Below are 17608 nucleotides of genomic sequence, written 5' to 3'. Positions count from 1 at the left end.
TATGTGACCAAACTGAAAAACTGGAAGGATATCCAGCTGATGATTCCGACAGCTTTTTATGCAGATAAATATGTGGATGGAAAACTCGCGATATTGGGCGATGCGGCCCATACGGTTCACCCGATGGCAGGGGAAGGCATGAATATGGCGATTCAGGATGCCGATGTGCTGGGGGAATTGCTTGCAGAGATGTATACGAGCGGAAGAATTTCGCCGGACAAGCTTAAATGGTATGAAAAAGTCCGGAAGCCACGCGCTGAAAATATGATTAGTCTAAGTCACTTATCCGCCATAGCCTATTCCTATTCGAACCGGGTTATTACAGGAATACGCCGCAAAGGCCTAAAACAGATCGAAAGAGATAAAACCCTGCAATATAAGCAAATGCTGAATGTTTCAGGTCTTGGATATTGGCCGGAGAGCCCTTGGGACCGATTGATTCAGGCCGGAATGCTGCCGGTAAGAAAAACAGAATTATCAGCTGCCGATAAAAGCCATTATTTTTATACAGAACAAGAAGACTATCCGTGGAAGAAGGTTGAACAGCCATGATAAATGAATATGTGAGATTGTTAAAAGCACGAAATTGGATGAAAAAGAACCAGCCATTTCTATACAGCTGGCATGCATATGTTGGATTTGAGCTGGACCTTTTTTCACAGTTCCGCAGCTGGAGAACGGTAAAAGAGGTGGCATCAAGCAGAAACCTTCAGGAGGAGCTGCTTTTAAGATGGGTAGAGGTGGGACTTGCGATCCGCCATTTGAAAAAGAAAGGCAAGGATAAAATCAAGACAGCATCCAAATTCAGCCTTCCGTCCACGCCGAAAAACCCCCGTTCCACAGGAATCATCCTGAAGGAAATGATGGAATTGCATATCCCGACTTTACTCTCTTATCCAGAACTGCTCCGTTCCAATACGAAAAATACTTTTGACCATGAAGAACATGGACCAACCGTCGCGAGAACTTCATCACTGCTGGAACAGCTTGCACTGCCGCGGCTTATGAAAACCATTAAGAAAAACAAAATGGAACGGATCATCGATATTGGCTGCGGGGAAGGCGGCTATTTAAGCAGAATCAGCCAGAAGTTCCCGCATGCAAAACTGGCGGGAATTGAAATTAATGAAGACGTCGCAGAATCTGCCCGAACCAATTGCAAAGATATTCCCAACATTAATATTGTGACAGCAGATGTTCATGAATACTCACCTGATCATCAGGCTGATTTAATTATGGTCAACAACCTGCTGCACTATATCCAGCCGGAGGATCGCAGGCAGCTGCTGTCCCGATTGAAAAGCTGGCTTAGCCGGAAAGGATCCATTACGATTATCACACCCATTCTTCATTCAAAAAAAGGCGAGGAGTTTTCAAGTGTGTTTAACAGCTTCTTTTCTGCCTTTGAAAATCTTTATCCAACCCCGACTGAGGAGGATATCCACCAGCTTGCGAAAGAGCTGAAGCTGAAAGTGAAAACCTTTAAGCCTGTTGTCACGGAAGGCGGCTGGTATTTTATCCAGCTGTCCAACCGATAATTCAAAGCAAGCCCGTTTAATGGTAGAATGGAGTTAACTTGACTGAAATGGTGATTGAAATGAGAAATAATAAATATTTAGTGATTTATGAGGAGCTTGCCCAGCAAATCCAGGAAGGCAAGTATCCCGCCAGATCCATTCTGCCATCTGAACATGAATTGACGGAGATGTATTCCACTTCAAGAGAAACCATCCGCAAGGCCTTGAATTTGCTTGCACAAAACGGATTTATTCAGAAAATACGCGGAAAAGGATCGATGGTCCTTGATTTAAAAAAGCTGCAGTTTCCCATATCGGGTCTGGTCAGCTTTAAAGAGCTGGCCGGGAAAATGGGGCAGCGTGCTGAAACGATTGTGGATGAATTTTCGCTTATTCAGCCTGACGCAGAAAAGATGAAGCATCTCCATATTGATAAAGATGAAAAGGTCTGGAAAGTCTATCGGGTCCGGAAAATTGAAGATGAGCGGATCATTTTGGACAAGGATTTTTTAATTGAGAAATATGTCCCGGGCTTAACGAAGGACATATGCCAGAGCTCTATTTTTGCCTACATTGAGGGCGATCTCGGAAAAAAAATCAGCTTTGCCAAAAAGGAATTTACAGTCGAAGAACCGACTGCTGAAGACCGCAGGCTTCTCGATATGGAAGGATTCCATGCCATTGTCGTGGTGAAAAATTATATTTATTTTGATGATGCCACCCTTTTTCAGTACACAGAATCCAGGCACAGGCCGGACAAATTCAGGTTTGTTGATTTTGCGAGAAGAATGGACAGCGGAGTGTAACATGCTTTTTTACGTTTAAGATTGTCCATTCAGGGAATTCTCCTTATGTGAAGATTTTTAAAAGGAGATGGTATAGATGAGTAAAAAAATCGCATGCTTAATTACCGAGATGTTCGAAGATAGTGAATACACGGAACCTGCTAAAGGCTTCAAAGAAGCGGGACATGAAGTGGTAACAATCGAAAAAGAACAAGGTAAATCCGTTAAAGGCAAACAGGGTGAAGCCACTGTTCAAATAGATCAGAGCATTGATAACGTAAATCCGCAGGACTTTGATGCGCTATTCCTGCCAGGCGGATTCTCACCGGATCAGCTTCGTGCCGATGACCGATTCGTCCAATTTGCCAAATCATTCATGGACGAAAAGAAACCAGTCTTCGCGATCTGCCACGGACCCCAGCTGCTGCTGACAGCCAAAACTCTAGAAGGCCGCGACGCAACCGGCTACAAATCTATCAAGGTTGATATGGAATACGCAGGAGCCAAATTCCAGGACTCAGAAGTCGTAGTCTGCCAAAACCAGCTCGTCACAAGCCGCCAGCCAGAAGACATCCCGGCATTCACACGTGAATCGCTTAAATTGTTAGGATAATGAAATGGACAGCCCTCTGCCTGATTTGGCAGGGGGTTTATTATGTTTAATTAACGAAGTTCTTCGGGGATTAACCATATCCGAGCTTTGATTTTCTAAAAATTCCTTTTTAATACGTGCTGATTGGAGCGGAAGGGGCTCGACTCCTGCGGGAGCAGCGGGAAACGGGAGACCCCGCAGACGCAAAGCGTCGAGGAGGCTCCCGGGCCGCCCGCGGAAAGCGAGACCCTGAAGCGGAGATCAGCACCCAAATCAACAGCTGCATATTAAGTTTATAAGGATACCCAAGCCCAATCAAAAAAACAGCCCTAAAAAGGCTGCTCCCAAATTATTTATTCTTCCTCAAATTCCCAAGCTCCTCAACCAAAGCCTGCATCTCATTCGGACTAAACGAATCCTTTTTCATAACAAGATCATAAATATCCTTCAATTCCTCATACATTTCCTCATCAAAATGCGAAGGCTTAATAGCACCTAAATTCAAAACCTTCAGCTTCTCCTTAATAGCCTCAATCATAAACTCCACATTCTCAACCGACTTCTCCGATAAATTATTCATTACAGACACCCTCTCATAGCTATGTATTAGGACGAACACACTTTTCTTATCATCTTTCCACGATATCAGCAAATTGTCAACTTAAATTAGGCTTGCATGTACCATGGAAATTAGTAGAAAATAAAGGAGAAGTTTGTACAAATTACATAAGATAATACAGGACAGGTTTCGTTAAACGAAAAAAAGGGAAAAATTGAATAAAATTTTCATATAATAATTTTACTAAAGGAGAATAAAATATGGGGAAATCATTGTTTTGGAAAGGTGTACTATATGGAGCACTTGCAGGCGGTGCGCTAAGCCTTCTTGACAAATCCACAAGGGAAACCGTTGTTGACAACTGCCGGAAAACGTCCAGCAATGTCGGCTACTACTTAAAACACCCAAGTGAAGCGGTGAATCAGGTGAAGGATGTTTCCAATAAGGTTAAAACCGCTATTGACCAGGTTAGTGAAGACGTCGCTTTTATTACTGGCACTGTGGAAGAAATAAGGGAAATGGCACCGGAAGTAACACAGATTGTACAGAATACAAAGCAGGCCTTTTCAGATATTAAGCCCAAGGGATCAGGCGAACTGCCGGAAAAACCTGCTGGCGATTCAGTTCAGATTCCGCATTAATAACAAGTGAGGTGTTGGAATGGGACGAACTTTTTCGGCTCTGATTCCAAACTTATGGAGAAGAGTGGAAGAAGATGATGTTTTTGGACTTGCTGCCCAATTGGCGTATTTCTTTCTTCTCTCTCTTTTCCTCTGCTGATTTTCCTGGTCACGCTCGTTCCCTATTTGCCGATCACACAGCAGGATATCTTAAATGTTGTCCGTGATTTTGCACCTGGAGAGACCATGAAACTCATTGAAACCAATATCTATGAAATTACGCAGCGAAATGGAAAGCTGCTTTCCTTCGGGATCATCGCGACGCTCTGGTCGGCTTCAAATGGAATCAATGCCGTTGTGAAGGCTTTCAATAAGGCATATGACGTAAAGGAAACCCGTCATTTTATCATAGCTCGCGGGATGGCGATCCTGCTTACGTTTGCGATGATTTTTGTGTTTGTACTGGCCCTGCTTCTTCCTGTTTTCGGAAGACAGATTGGCTTATTTATCTCTTCGGAATTTGGTTTGTCAGGCCAATTTCTGGCGATATGGAATATGATTCGCTGGCTAGTGAGTCCATTTATCCTTTTTGTGGTGTTTACAGGGTTATACTGGATAGCTCCCAATAAAAAATTAACCTGTATAAGCGCTGTGCCTGGAGCCATTTTCGCTACAGTCGGCTGGGTGCTGTCCTCGCTTGCTTTTTCATACTATGTCAGCAGCTTCGGCAATTTCTCCGCGACCTATGGAAGCATTGGGGCTATTATCGTTCTTATGATCTGGTTTTACATATCCGGTATTATCATCATTTTGGGCGGGGAAATCAATGCCATCAGTTCGAAGATCAATAAAGAGGATTGCTGATAAAAGTTTCCTTCTTAAAAAGTCCCTCTCCGTTACACACTAGTAATGGGGAAAATGAATACATTGGAGGGGACCGATATGACAAAGCACACGAAAAAAGACGGCGGCACTAAGCAAAAAGGCAAAAACAAACCAAAACAAAAAACATCCGGTTCTGCTAACGGGCAGAACGGCTACCACTAGACATAAAAAAGCCTGGGAATCTGAATTCCCAGGCTTTCCTTATGATCTCAATAACCTCAAGCTGTTTAAAATAACCAAAATGGTTGATCCCTCATGGCCGATTACGCCATATGGAAGGTCAAGCAGCTGCAGGAAGTTGGATCCAATTAGAAACATGATCACCGTGATCGAAAAGATGACATTCTGCTTGATAATCTTATTCATGCGCCTTGAAAGTTCGATGGCCTCCGCAATTTTCGGAAGGTCATTTTTCATTAAAACCACATCAGCCGTTTCAAGCGCTACATCTGTTCCTTCGCCCATGGCGATTCCGACATTGGCAGTGGCCAGGGCAGGGGCATCGTTAATTCCGTCACCAACCATGGCGACATTGCTGTATGTTTCCTTCAGCTTTTTCAAATGCTCCACTTTGTTTTCAGGCAGGCATTCGGCAATATGCTCGTTGACATGGCTTTCGCCCGCAATGGCTGCTGCGGTTGTCTGGCTGTCACCTGTCAGCATGACCGTGTAGATTCCCTGTTTCTTTAAAAGGTCAATGGCCTGTTTGGTTTCTTCCCGGACAACATCCTTCAGGGAGAGGAGGCCAATGATTTCATCGTTTTTCTGGACAAATACAACCGTCTTTCCTTCGCTTGCCATACGGTCGGCAGCTCCGTCTGCAAATGCCGTGGCCTCAGTTTTACCGACAAAAGAGGCTTTGCCGATTTTCCATTCATCATGGTCAACCTTCGCTTTGACCCCAAATCCGGTAACATCTTCAATGCTCTCCGGGTGGATAAGGGACTCATTAAGTGTGCTCTTGGCATATTTGACAATGGCATTAGCCAGCGGGTGGTTTGAATGACTTTCAATGGATGCGACCTTTAGAAGCAGTTCTTCCCTGGAAAGCCCATCACTGACTACTACATCGGTTACTTCCGGTTTTCCTTTTGTCAGTGTGCCGGTTTTGTCAAAGGCAATCGCCTTCAGATGGCTCAGGTTTTCGAGGTGCACACCGCCTTTAAAAAGGATGCCGTGTCTCGCTCCATTCGAAATGGCTGATAAAGTCGCAGGCATAATGGATGCGACCAGGGCACAGGGTGATGCGACAACAAGAAGGATCATGGCCCGGTAAAAAGTTTCAGTCCAGCTCCATCCTAAAAGGAAGTGTGGAGCAAACATCATCAGAACAACAACAGCCAAAACAATTTTGACATAGGTGCCTTCAAACTTTTCAATGAAAAGCTGTGAAGGGGATTTCTCGCTTTGAGCTGATTGCACAAGCTCGATAATTTTTTGAAAAAGAGTTTCATTAGTTGGTTTTGTGATTTCAACTGTAATCGATCCGTTCAAATTCACAGTACCGGCAAATACCTGGTCATCCGCCCCTTTGGAAACAGGAAGTGACTCACCCGTAATGGCGGCTTCGTCCAGTGATGAATGGCCTTTTACGATGGTTCCATCAGAGGGAACCCGCTCACCCGGCTTTACAAGGATAAAATCACCGATACTCAGCTCGGAAACATGGACACGCTCCTCGGAACCGTCTATGATCCTCAGAGCTTCTTCAGGCTGCAGCTCCATAAGGGAAGAGATTTCCTTATGGCTTTTGTTCATGGTGTAGGTTTCCAAAGCACCGCTGACTGCGAAAATAAATATCAGGATGGCTCCTTCTGTCCAATAGCCGATAATGGCTGAGCCGATTGCAGCGAAGATCATCAGCATTTCCACATTCAATTCTTTATTCTCAATGGTTTCTTCGATGCCTTCTTTCGCTTTCGCAAAACCGCCGATTACGAAAGCCAGCAGGTAAGCGGCAATCGATGGTGATTCCATTCCACTCCGGTCTAACAGCCAGCCTGTCAGAATCAATACACCGCTCAGAAGTGCGGCAATTAATTCAGCATGGGGTTTGATTTTTTCTAAAAGACTTTCTTCAGATCGATTGCTGCTTTTAAGCAGAGCCTTTGCCTCCATACTCATCGTTTGTCCTCCTAAAATGGTTTTTATGTTTTTCATTTGTCTTATTGAGAAGAATAATCACATTCAATACCCCTAAAAAACAACGAAAGCTGCCACCAGATAGGTGACAGCGTTAAGATCAGTAATGCAGCTTGCATTATGCAGTTATGGTAATCTATTACACTTATATTACTATATAACCTATGAAAAGAAAAGCTAAACAGTTACGTGAAATTAAAATGACTGGCTTTTCTCCAATACCTGCCCTTTGTGCCCAAATAAGGTGACGGCACCAAAGATTATCAGCAGCATCACACTGATAATGTTGAAAAAGCTGATGGTCTTGAATAATTCAATGAAAAGGCCGCCGAAGTAGGGGCCAATCAGGCTTCCGATGCTGAAGGCTACCCCGCAAAGCAGGTTGCCTGTCGGCAGCAGGTTCTTTGGCATTAAGTCTGCCATATAGGTGATGCCAAGTGAGAAGGTTGATCCGACGGCCATGCCTGCAATGAATAGGCAGATGGTCAGTGCAAGCACGATTTCCTCCAGCAGGCTTGCAGCGACAAAGCTGATAAACCCGATAAAAAGAACACTCATTAACACATGGCGCCTTCCGAATTTATCACTCATGATGCCTAACGGAAGCTGGAATAGGATGCCCCCGATCGCAAATGAAGTCAGCAGCAGGGAAACACTTGAAACTTCGAGCCCAATGCGCAGGCCATAGATGGGAAAGCTTCCATTCAATGAAGCTTCAAGGAACCCGTAACCCATTGCCGGAAGGAAGGCAACCCAGCCATATTTCGTGGCTTTTGAAAAACGCTTCATCGTTTCCCGGAATGAATTAATTTCTATGGACTGTTCAGGGAAATCATTTTTCAATGAGAATAAAAACAGCCAGGCAATCAGACATAGAATGGAAGAAATGATAAACGGCATGGTTTCATTGATTTTGACAAGCGGTGCCATTAATGGACCCACTGCAAATCCCACTCCGAAGAAAAGTCCGTACAGGGAGATATTCCGGCCGCGTTTGTTTTCCGGGGAAAAGGATGTGATCCATGTCTGCGTTCCGAAATGCAGGGCATGGTCGCCGATTCCGATAAGAAGCCGCAGGATAAACCAGAACCAAAAGGATTTCCACAGCGGAAAAAGCATGAGAGATACAACAACTAATAATCCTCCAAGGATAATGACCGGCTTGTAGCCGTATTTTCGCAATGGATATTCCATAAAAGGTGAAATGAGAAGGATGCCAATATATAAACCAGTTGCATTTAGACCATTTAAGCTCGAGGAAATGCCGTCATTTTCGAAAATAATGGCAATTAACGGCAGCAGCATTCCCTGACTGAAGCCGGAAATGGCCACAATGCTGATGAGAATCCAAAAGCGCATTGTTTCTTTATTCATAAAAAAACCTCTTTTTCTGACGTGAAATATAAATGTCTCCTAAATGATGGTATCGGGAATAAGGAATCTTGGCAAGAGTAAGTTTATGGTCATAAAAGGCAAAATAGTGTAATCTCTACTAATAATAAGATAAAAAGGGGCGAATACCATGGAATTTAAAATGAAGGAAGAAGCAGGCTTTTATGCTGATTTGCCATTTGGGCGTCTGGAGGTGGCCGGAGATGAAGAGTATGGCTTCAGGCCGTACCAGCTGCTTGTCGCTTCGCTGGCTGTGTGCAGCGGCGGTGTCTTAAGAAAAATCATGAAAAAAATGCGCATGGAATTTGAGGATATCCAAATAAAAACCAGTGTGGAAAGAAATCCTGAAAAGGCTGACCGCGTGGAAAAGGTGCAAATCCACTTCATTATTAAAGGAACGGATTTAAATGAGGCGAAGCTCCACAAGGCATTGGAATTGACCAGAAAGAATTGTTCAATGGTGCGCTCAGTGGAAGATAGCATTGAAATAGAAGAGACATTTGAACTTATTTAACATGCAGACAGGAAAGGGGATGCCTCTTTCCTGTTTTTTTATACAGAGCGTACTTTTGTGAAAGACTGAATAATAATAGTATAATAATTCCTATACAAATAATAAGAATTTCAAGTAGAAATGAGGTGCCCCACATTGAAATTCCAGGACTTAAAAACCGCCGAAGAAAGAATCGTGCTCATGGAAGAGCTCTCAAAAAATTTTTTATCAAGAGCAGCCAAAAACGATGAAGAAGGTCTTTTTCCGTTTGAAAATATGAAAGAATTAAAAGAATCCGGCTATACTTCCTTGACCGTCCCTAAACGATACGGGGGAAAGAAATCTCCCTTTCTGAATTTCTGCAGCTCCAGGAAAAGATAGCGGAAGGTGACGGATCCACCGCCCTGTCCATTGGCTGGCATATGGGGATTATCAAAAGCCTTGGCGAGAAAAACAACTGGAAAGAAGCTATATTTAAGAAGCTGTGTGAAGACGTCAAAAAGGGTGCCCTAATGAATAACTGTGCAACAGAACCGCAGACGGGCAGCCCTACAAGGGGAGGCAAGCCCGTTACCTCTGCACGAAAAGAGGGGGATTCCTGGATCATTAATGGCCGGAAAAGCTTCACAACCATGGCTCCCGTGCTGGATTACTTTAATGTGAGCGCCACGATTGAAGAGAGTGGAGAGGTTGGGAACTTTTTAATTCCGGGAAACTCTGCTGGCCTGGAGATTGAGGAAACATGGGACAGCATTGCTATGAGAGGAACAGGAAGCCATGATCTTCTTTTAAAAAATGTAAGGGTGAAGGAGGATGCGCTTGTTGAGCTGTTTCAGCCCGGCAAAAAAGGCGCGGCCGGCTGGCTTCTCCACATTCCTGCCTGTTATTTGGGCATTGCACAGGCTGCTCAGAATTATGCGATTAGGTTTGCAAAGGATTACTCCCCGAACAGTATAAAGGGTGCGATTATTGATTTGCCCAATGTTCAGCAAAAAATTGGCGAGATGGAATTTGAACTCATGAGAGCGCGCCATTTCCTTTATTCAGTTGCAAATAAATGGGATGAAGCAAACGATGATACGAGAAGCGGAATGCAGCCAGAATTGGGAGCGGTCAAGCTGGCTGTAACGAACGCAGCCATTACAGTAGTCGATTTGGCCATGCGGGTGGCAGGTGCGCGCAGTTTATCGGCAAAAAATCCGCTGCAGCGCTATTACAGAGATGTGCGTGCCGGGCTTCATAACCCGCCGATGGATGATATGACAATTCAGGCATTAGCAAATAATGCAATAAAGTAACGAAGAAAGGCTGCTGTTATAGACGGCAGCTTTTTATATGCCATTTGCGACAAGTTTGATTCATTCTAAAAATGGCTAAAGAGAAAGTACGTTTTACATAAACTCTCTGCATATAATCACATAGGCAGGAATGTGCAGGCAATACTAAAAAATAGTATAAAACGAAAGGAGTTAAAGATATGACAAATAAAGTGTTCATGGTATTGGCGTTTGCAGGTGTTCCGCTATCTGTCATCGGAACATTGATGCACTGGTCCAATATATTGCTGTTTGCGATATACTGCATTACGATTATCGCATTGGCCAGCTATATGGGAAGGGCGACAGAAAGCCTTGCCGTAGTAGCGGGTCCCAGAATTGGAGGATTACTGAATGCCACCTTTGGAAATGCAGTTGAACTGATTATATCCATTTTTGCTTTAAAGGCCGGCCTGATTAGTGTTGTTCTTGCATCACTGACAGGATCCGTTTTAGGGAATTTACTGTTAGTTGCAGGACTATCATTTTTTGTTGGCGGAGTTAAATACAAGACCCAGTCCTTTAATGTCTATGATGCACGTCATAACTCAGGACTGCTGGTGTTTGCCGTCATTGTGGCTTTTGTGATTCCTGAAGTTTTTTCAATGACAATGGATGAAGCTGAAACAATTACATTCAGCATAGGCATCTCTGTCATTTTAATAGCTCTTTATTTAGCGGCTTTATTCTTCAAGCTTGTCACTCACCGGGGCGTCTATCAGTCTAATGAGGAAGACGGAAGCTCTCATGAGGAGGAAACGCCGGAATGGAGCAAAGGAAAAGCCATTGCGGTACTTGCCATTTCGACCATTGCCGTTGCTTATGTGTCAGAGAATCTGGTTCACACCTTTGAAACAGTTGGAGAAGCGTTTGGCTGGACAGAACTGTTTATTGGGGTAGTCATTGTGGCAATCGTGGGAAATGCAGCAGAGCATGCTTCAGCCATCATTATGGCTTATAAAAATAAAATGGATATCGCTGTTGAAATTGCTGTTGGTTCCACGCTGCAGATTGCAATGTTCGTAGCACCGGTCCTTGTACTGCTTTCATTAATATTCCCGGCTGCAATGCCCCTTGTCTTTACAATGCCTGAGTTAATTGCTATGGTGACGGCCGTCCTGCTGATGATTGTCATTGGCAATGACGGGGAAACCAACTGGTTTGAAGGAGCCACTCTCCTGGCAGCTTATGTAATCATGGGAATCGGATTTTACCTTTTATAGCAAACAGAAAACCGGCTCTGAAAAATCTCAGGGCCGGTTATTTATATGGGTATTTAAGTACTTTTCTTAAAGGATTATGTTTTTTCAGAGAATGGTTCTGTTCGCTTTCTGTCATTGATCACCAACCTTCATGCTGATTTTGGATCATTAACCTGACTTGCAGATGACTTAACAAAAAAACGATTCTCCTCCTTTTACATAGTAGTGGGGTTGATTTCCACTGCCCTCCTTTAATTTAGTAATTTCATTATAAACCATTAATTGATATTTGTAAATATTCTGATTTTTACAATTTTGTTACAAAAAAATCGAAACAAAGCTTATTTTTCATGGGAGGGATAATATCCGCTTTCTCCGAAAAAACTAATATCAACCCTAAAAAGATTGTGACTTGAAAGGAGAAAGACATCATGAAAAAATACGTAAGCATTCTTTTTTTAGGTCTTATACTATTGCTGTCATTCCATCCGGCCGCAGAAGCGCAGAAAGGGGCTGAGAAGCCGGCTAAACAGCCGCCGAAAGCAATCACTATCCCTAATTCGGTGCTGAATGTAACGAAGGAAAATACGTATCCGAACCCTGCGCAGGATATGCCGACACTGCAGCCGAGCGAATTAACTCAGCAGCTCATTGACTCATCGAAGGTTACGATCGAAAATCCGGATCTCATCCGGATGCTGAATGAAACCTCTGTCAGCAGCACTCCGTTCGCGCTTGGCTATAGAGCGATCGTCTATCTCGGTCAGTGGCCGTTAAATTATGAGTCGGCCGAAACCTCCCCTAATTGGGAATATCAGCGGATTAACACGAATTATTTTGATAACCGGGGCGGCAAGGCGCCATACCAGATTCATTATGTGCAGGAAGCCCAGAAGGTTGTCCGCGGGGGACTTACTGCCAAGGTTCCCAATGCAGAGGATGTTAAAAAGATGATGCTCCTCAAAGCCATGGAGAAATCAGGTCTGCCGCTTGCTTTTGAAACGATTATCGGCGCAGGCACCAAAAAGGATCATATCTATAATATTCCGCCTAAAAGATTAGGCTATCTATACGGCTATGCTCCTGCCATCAATGAAAAGGGGAAAGTCACGTATGGAGAAGTGTATTTGATGCTGAAAGGCAGCAAAAAAATGATCGTCATTAAGAATGTCACTTCACAGGGAATAGGTGCCTGGATTCCGATTCAGGATCATGTGACATTCGGGTTTGTTGTTTCGGAAAGGCCGAGATAAAAATCAGCCAGCCCAATATCCGGGGCTGGCTGATTTTTTTAGATATTCGAGCGTCTCGTCTTAAAATTTGTTTCTTTATAATAGCTGTTCTTCACAAGAACGTTAGGGCCCAGGCATTTAACACCGGCACAATGACAGTTCAGTGAATCGGCAAGGTCCGTTCTGCTCCACTTCTGATAAATATCCTCAAGCTGATCGGTCTGGATATTCCCAAGCGGTGGTGTATCGCCAAAGTCAGTGACAATGACATCACCCGTGAAAATATTAACATTCAGACGTGATCTTCCGTCAGGATCATTTCGGACCGTCACATTTTTGGATGAGTGCAGTCTTCTTAGAAGCTCCATGTCTTCCTTCTCGCTGCTGCAGGCATAAAAGGGCAGGGTGCCAAACAGCATCCAGGTATCCTCATTCCGGACATCGAGCAGATGATGGATGGCTGAACGCATTTCTTCAAGAGTTAATGTTTCTAATGAGGAGGCGAAGTCTGAGGGGTACATAGGATGCACCTCATGACGCTGACAATTCATTTCTTCCGTAATCTGTTTATGGATGTTCTCAAGATAAGGCAATGTCCGTTTATTAAGCATGGTTTCAGCGGAAACCATTACCCCCGCTTTTACGAGTTCCCTGCTGTTTTCAATCATCCTGTAAAAAAGGCGCTGGCGCTGCTCTATTGTCGGCTTTCGTTCCATCATCGCAAAGCCGCCTTCAATGAAGTCCTCCTCCGTTCCCCAGTTATGAGATATATGAAGGACATCCAAATAAGGAATGATTTTTTCATAACGGGCTAACTCAAGCGTCAGATTTGAATTAATCTGTGTTCTGACCCCTCTGTTGTGTGCGTAGCGCAAAAGCGGCGCAACATAATTTTCAACCGACTTTTTGGAAAGCATCGGCTCCCCGCCTGTTATGCTCAGTGATCTTAAAAGAGGAATTTCATTCAGCCTTTTCAAAAGCAGATCGATTGGCAATGCGTCAGGATCTTTGGGCTGAAGGGTATAGCCGACAGCACAGTGTTCGCAGCGCATATTGCATAAGACTGTTGTGGTAAATTCAATATTTGAAAGCACCATTTTTCCGTGCTGATCGATGTCGGAATAAGCTTCCCATGGATCATATTCCGGTGTAATGCGTGAAAGTTGTGTTTTCATATGTATCTCCTTAAAAAATCTAAGTCCTTTGTCATTATTTAGTCTTTGGTATCTATTGTCAATCGATAGTTTGGACTAAAAATGACATTATTACGTTTAATTTCTCCTCCTGCGGGAATTAATCCAATATCAAACGAGAAACACTTTTTAACTAAAGAGGAGGATATGAACATGGAACAGAATAACACTTATAATACTTCAAACACAACAACTGCTTTGAGGTCTGATTACGGTCAGGATATGGACATGAATTATGATAATGGACAAAACAGCAAGCTGATGAAAGGGATTGTGATTGGCGGTATTATTGGCGGTGCCTTAGCTATGCTTGATACCTCAACAAGAACGAAAATGAAAACGAAAGCGATGGATCTTAAGGATTCTTCAGCCAATCTCATTTCAGAAGTAAGGGAAAATCCCGGTGATGTAAAGGAAAACATGATTAATCAATTCAAGAGTGCTTCCAATACCCTGAAAGATGCCATTAAAGACGCACAGAGTTTATATCAGCGCGTGAATGAAGATGTTTTCGGCAACATGGATGTGGTGAAGGAAGTGTCAACCGATGCTATGTCAACAGCGAAGGATGCAAAAAGCGAGCTGGCTGATATCGGTTCAAAAGTGAAAGAGGCTGGCTCGGAGTTAATGGAAAACCCTGTTGAAAACAGTGGAACTTCCACAGGCTCAAACTATCAAGGTACAGGCGCAGTGAGCAGCACAAATACTGCTTTCCCGGCAGAGCGCGGTGAAAGTGCAGTTACCTATAGCCCTGAGACTCAAAAAAACAGCAATAACCTTTAATAGATGATATGAAAATCCTCTGCTCTTAGGAGTGGAGGATTTTTTATTGGTTTTTTTCCTAATGATGGTTGTTTTATAAATCGGCGGCGGGGGTAACCCTTAATTATAGGTACAGGACAATTTTTGGAGGTTACATTATGGGTTATAGACGAGGGAAATCATTATCAAATGATATGGAAAAACAATCACACGAAAGAGAAACGGCTGTTGGTACTGCGGGGATGGTCGTCAGTCCTCATTCAGTTGCCACAGATATTGGTGAAAAAATATTGCGGGAAGGCGGCAATGCAGTAGATGCTGCAGCAGCCATTCAATTTGCTCTTAATGTCGTAGAACCAATGATGACAGGCATTGGCGGAAGCGGGTTTTTAATGGTATACGACAATAAAAAGAAAGATGTAAAAATATATGATGGCCACACACGGGCGCCAAAAGGCGTGCATCCTGAGATGTTCCTTGATGACAACGGGGAAGTAATCGATTTTCGCAAACGCTCTACTCATGGGTCAGCGGTGGGCATTCCGGGTATCTTAAAGGCTTTTGATACAGCTCTTGAGGAGCACGGATCCAAGCCGTTAGCCGATCTGATCCAGCCGGCAATCGAAGCTGCTGAGAGCGGTGTGGAAGTGAACTGGGTGATGGAGGAAGCACTTCAGAACTTTCATTACAGACTTGGAGAAGAGGCTAAAGCTTTCTATTTCCCTGATGGCAAAACACTGAAGGAAGGGGACAGTCTTGTTAAGGAGCACTTAGCGAAGACATTCCGGATCCTGCAAAAAGAAGGAATTTCTTCTTTTTACGAAGGGGAGATCGCTGAAGCAATTGTAAAAAGTCTTGAAGAAGAAGGCGGCTTTATGACGCTTGAGGACCTGAAGGATTACAGGCTTACGATTGATGAACCGATATGGGGCGAGTATAAAGGCTATAAGATTGCTTCATCCGCTCCGCCGAGTGCAGGCGGTGTGACCGTCATCCAAATTCTGAAAATCCTGGAGAAGTTTGAATTAAGCCAATATGATCCAAAGTCCTGGGAGAAGTACTATCTGATTACGGAAGCCATGCGATTGGCTTTTGCAGACAAAGTTGCCTATTCAGGTGATCCGGAATTTTCAGATCTCCCGATTGAAGGGCTGCTTCACGATGATTATATTGCTGAAAGGGTCAAAGCCATTAATTTTAAAAGAAGAAATGATGCCATCGATTTTGGGAACCCATGGAAATACCAGGAGGGCGAACCAAAGCAGATTATCCGCCAGCCGGATGATTTAGAGAAAAGTGAAACGACGCATTTCACGGTTGTCGATCAATGGGGCAATATTGCTGCGTGTACCTCAACCGTTGAGCACCCGTTTGGCTCAGGTATTATGGTAAAGGGATACGGATTTTTATTAAACAATGAGCTGACAGACTTTGATGCCAACCCTGGCGGCATCAATGAACCAAAACCGGACAAAAGGCCGGTCAGCTGTAAGAGCCCGACGATTTTGTTTAAGGATGATCAGCCAGTCCTGACCCTTGGTTCTCCAGGCGGGCCGACCATTATCGGCTCGGTTTTTCAGACGATTGTGAATGTTATTGATCATAACATGAATTTAAAGGAAGCGATTGAAGAGCCCCGGATCTTTGCCACAACAGGCCCTCTTATTGAGTGGGAGCCGGGCATCAGCATGGAATCCAAGGGAGAAATGGAGTCCATGGGGTATGAATTTGGAGATAAGCCAAGCCGGATCGGAAATGTACAGGCTATCCAAATCGACCGGGAGATAGGCCGTTTATATGGAGCGGCTGACTCAAGCCGTGAAGGGAAGGCAGCCGGAATTACTGAGGAGCAAATAAAGAGCTGATGCCGTTTTGGCATCAGCTTTTCTTATGGGCAATATCAGAAAGGGTGCTCATCGTACTGGTTGAACTGCTCCTTTGAATGCTGACATACTGCCGTCAGTTTCAAACACAACCGCTTCAATTTCATCCATTGAGGAATGACCGCCGGAGCGCACTGCCTGCAGCACTTCTGATTGTAAAACCCTGTTCTCTTTTAAAGCCGATTCAACGAAATGGCCTTTATAATAGAGAAGTTCTGGACTGGCTTTTATGAGCTTATTGAATTTGGCTGAATGAAGAGATAGCCAGGAAACGATATACTGAAGGCTGATCAAAAGAACATAAGCAGTCAGCCCTTCGGCAAGTGATACCTGTTTATTAAGGAATATAGTGGCAAGGGTAGAGCCGATGGCAACTGTCACCACTAAATCAAATGCATTCATTTTGGTTAACGTTCTCTTTCCTGCTATCCTTAGGAATATAACGAGGAATATATAACTCATTGCCCCAATCGAGAGAACTCTCCATATGTCCTGCCAGCTGGAAAAAAGCATGGTTTGCCTCCCTTCTATATAGTGTCTATTCCTTTTAAAGGAAGACAGTAAACGGACGATTTTTTATTCATTTTCATGTTGCAGGGCAGCATTGACGGGTATATTAAGTAAAAATACTTATTTGCTGAAACAACAGATTTCATGTAGGATGTAATCGAGACGAAAGGAGAGAACGTTTTTGGGCAGTCCGATTCAAGATAAAAATTCACAAGTTACTTTTCTAAAGCAGCGCTTAAATATGTTCCTGGACGTACTGGAAGCTATTGAGCCGGAAGACACTGAAATCGAAGACATCGACCGTCTGATTGAAATGATCGATGACCTCGAATCCAAATGCCGTGAATTTAATAACCGCGATTAACAATAGGAGCCTGAGGGCTCTTTTTTTTTGCGGAAAATTCCTTTTTCACCCTGTAAACGATTGCAACCTTTATCTTTAAATACACTTCAGATAGGAGTATAATGGTAGACGATTAATAATTATAATTTTCATAAAAGATATAGCGATATAGGGAGCAAAGG

16 protein-coding genes and 2 pseudogenes are annotated in these 17608 nt (G+C 43.7%); 13 read left to right on the top strand and 5 right to left on the bottom strand.

Going from position 1 to position 17608, the window contains the following annotated elements:
• Positions 1-3: 3 nt before the first annotated feature.
• The 4 genes from LLY41_RS22520 to LLY41_RS18605 all read left to right on the top strand — a co-directional run bounded on the left by LLY41_RS22520 (position 4) and on the right by LLY41_RS18605 (position 2915).
• Positions 4-552: an FAD-dependent oxidoreductase gene (locus tag LLY41_RS22520; RefSeq protein WP_370460138.1), complete on the top strand. Its 549-nt coding sequence runs from the start codon at positions 4-6 to the stop codon at positions 550-552.
• The gene (locus LLY41_RS18615; RefSeq protein WP_304586109.1) at positions 549-1538 is read left to right on the top strand and encodes a class I SAM-dependent methyltransferase; all 990 of its coding nucleotides are present in this window, start codon (positions 549-551) and stop codon (positions 1536-1538) included. Before LLY41_RS22520 ends, LLY41_RS18615 begins: the two co-directional genes overlap by 4 nt.
• Positions 1539-1585: 47 nt before the next feature.
• Complete coding sequence (treR, locus tag LLY41_RS18610; RefSeq protein ID WP_304588061.1) at positions 1586-2323, top strand: trehalose operon repressor; 738 nt, start codon at positions 1586-1588, stop codon at positions 2321-2323.
• Between the two features lie 76 nt (positions 2324-2399).
• Positions 2400-2915 carry a type 1 glutamine amidotransferase domain-containing protein gene (locus tag LLY41_RS18605; protein ID WP_304586108.1) on the top strand — a complete coding sequence of 172 codons (516 nt, stop codon included), beginning with the start codon at positions 2400-2402 and terminating at the stop codon, positions 2913-2915.
• 328 nt (positions 2916-3243) lie between these two features.
• On the opposite strand, the gene LLY41_RS18600 is transcribed toward LLY41_RS18605, so the two are convergent.
• A complete protein-coding gene (locus LLY41_RS18600; RefSeq protein WP_035326433.1) occupies positions 3244-3474 on the bottom strand; it encodes a DUF1128 domain-containing protein in 231 nt (76 codons plus the stop codon).
• A gap of 239 nt (positions 3475-3713) precedes the next feature.
• Between LLY41_RS18600 and LLY41_RS18595 the strand changes: the two genes are divergently transcribed.
• Both LLY41_RS18595 and LLY41_RS18590 read left to right on the top strand, forming a co-directional pair.
• Positions 3714-4094 carry a YtxH domain-containing protein gene (locus LLY41_RS18595; RefSeq protein ID WP_095244409.1) on the top strand — a complete coding sequence of 127 codons (381 nt, stop codon included), beginning with the start codon at positions 3714-3716 and terminating at the stop codon, positions 4092-4094.
• Positions 4095-4113: 19 nt separating this feature from the next.
• Positions 4114-4937, top strand: a pseudogene (locus LLY41_RS18590) (YihY/virulence factor BrkB family protein).
• Between the two features lie 222 nt (positions 4938-5159).
• Here LLY41_RS18590 and LLY41_RS18585 read toward each other — a convergent pair.
• Positions 5160-7082 (bottom strand): heavy metal translocating P-type ATPase, encoded by a 1923-nt coding sequence (locus LLY41_RS18585; protein ID WP_095244411.1) that lies wholly within the window; start codon positions 7080-7082, stop codon positions 5160-5162.
• Between the two features lie 213 nt (positions 7083-7295).
• Positions 7296-8474: an MFS transporter gene (locus LLY41_RS18580; RefSeq protein WP_095244412.1), complete on the bottom strand. Its 1179-nt coding sequence runs from the start codon at positions 8472-8474 to the stop codon at positions 7296-7298.
• Positions 8475-8622: 148 nt separating this feature from the next.
• Here LLY41_RS18580 and LLY41_RS18575 point away from each other — a divergent pair, with 148 nt between their 5' ends.
• The 4 genes and pseudogenes from LLY41_RS18575 (at position 8623) to LLY41_RS18560 (ending at position 12756) form a co-directional block, all read left to right on the top strand.
• Positions 8623-9006 (top strand): OsmC family protein, encoded by a 384-nt coding sequence (locus LLY41_RS18575; RefSeq protein WP_095244413.1) that lies wholly within the window; start codon positions 8623-8625, stop codon positions 9004-9006.
• Between the two features lie 135 nt (positions 9007-9141).
• Positions 9142-10283: pseudogene (locus tag LLY41_RS18570) on the top strand (acyl-CoA dehydrogenase family protein).
• Between the two features lie 179 nt (positions 10284-10462).
• A complete protein-coding gene (cax, locus tag LLY41_RS18565; protein WP_304586104.1) occupies positions 10463-11524 on the top strand; it encodes a calcium/proton exchanger in 1062 nt (353 codons plus the stop codon).
• 410 nt (positions 11525-11934) lie between these two features.
• Complete coding sequence (locus LLY41_RS18560; protein ID WP_095244416.1) at positions 11935-12756, top strand: YfkD famly protein; 822 nt, start codon at positions 11935-11937, stop codon at positions 12754-12756.
• Between the two features lie 38 nt (positions 12757-12794).
• Here LLY41_RS18560 and yfkAB read toward each other — a convergent pair whose 3' ends face one another.
• Positions 12795-13910 (bottom strand): radical SAM/CxCxxxxC motif protein YfkAB, encoded by a 1116-nt coding sequence (yfkAB, locus tag LLY41_RS18555; protein ID WP_370460136.1) that lies wholly within the window; start codon positions 13908-13910, stop codon positions 12795-12797.
• A gap of 171 nt (positions 13911-14081) precedes the next feature.
• Here yfkAB and LLY41_RS18550 point away from each other — a divergent pair, with 171 nt between their 5' ends.
• A complete protein-coding gene (locus LLY41_RS18550) occupies positions 14082-14711 on the top strand; it encodes a hypothetical protein (RefSeq protein WP_304586103.1) in 630 nt (209 codons plus the stop codon).
• Between the two features lie 137 nt (positions 14712-14848).
• On the top strand, positions 14849-16555 hold the full coding sequence (gene ggt, locus LLY41_RS18545; RefSeq protein WP_304586102.1) for a gamma-glutamyltransferase: 1707 nt from the start codon (positions 14849-14851) through the stop codon (positions 16553-16555).
• A 48-nt stretch (positions 16556-16603) separates the two neighbouring features.
• Here ggt and LLY41_RS18540 read toward each other — a convergent pair whose 3' ends face one another.
• The gene (locus LLY41_RS18540) at positions 16604-17086 is read right to left on the bottom strand and encodes a DUF421 domain-containing protein (RefSeq protein ID WP_304586100.1); all 483 of its coding nucleotides are present in this window, start codon (positions 17084-17086) and stop codon (positions 16604-16606) included.
• Positions 17087-17264: 178 nt separating this feature from the next.
• Between LLY41_RS18540 and LLY41_RS18535 the strand changes: the two genes are divergently transcribed.
• Complete coding sequence (locus LLY41_RS18535; RefSeq protein ID WP_035326476.1) at positions 17265-17447, top strand: SE1561 family protein; 183 nt, start codon at positions 17265-17267, stop codon at positions 17445-17447.
• Positions 17448-17608 lie beyond the last annotated feature (161 nt).

Origin of the sequence: Cytobacillus firmus, assembly GCF_023612095.1 — a bacterium.
In the GTDB taxonomy this organism is placed as follows: domain Bacteria; phylum Bacillota; class Bacilli; order Bacillales; family Cytobacillaceae; genus Cytobacillus.
This window is presented reverse-complemented; position numbering and strand designations above follow the sequence as displayed.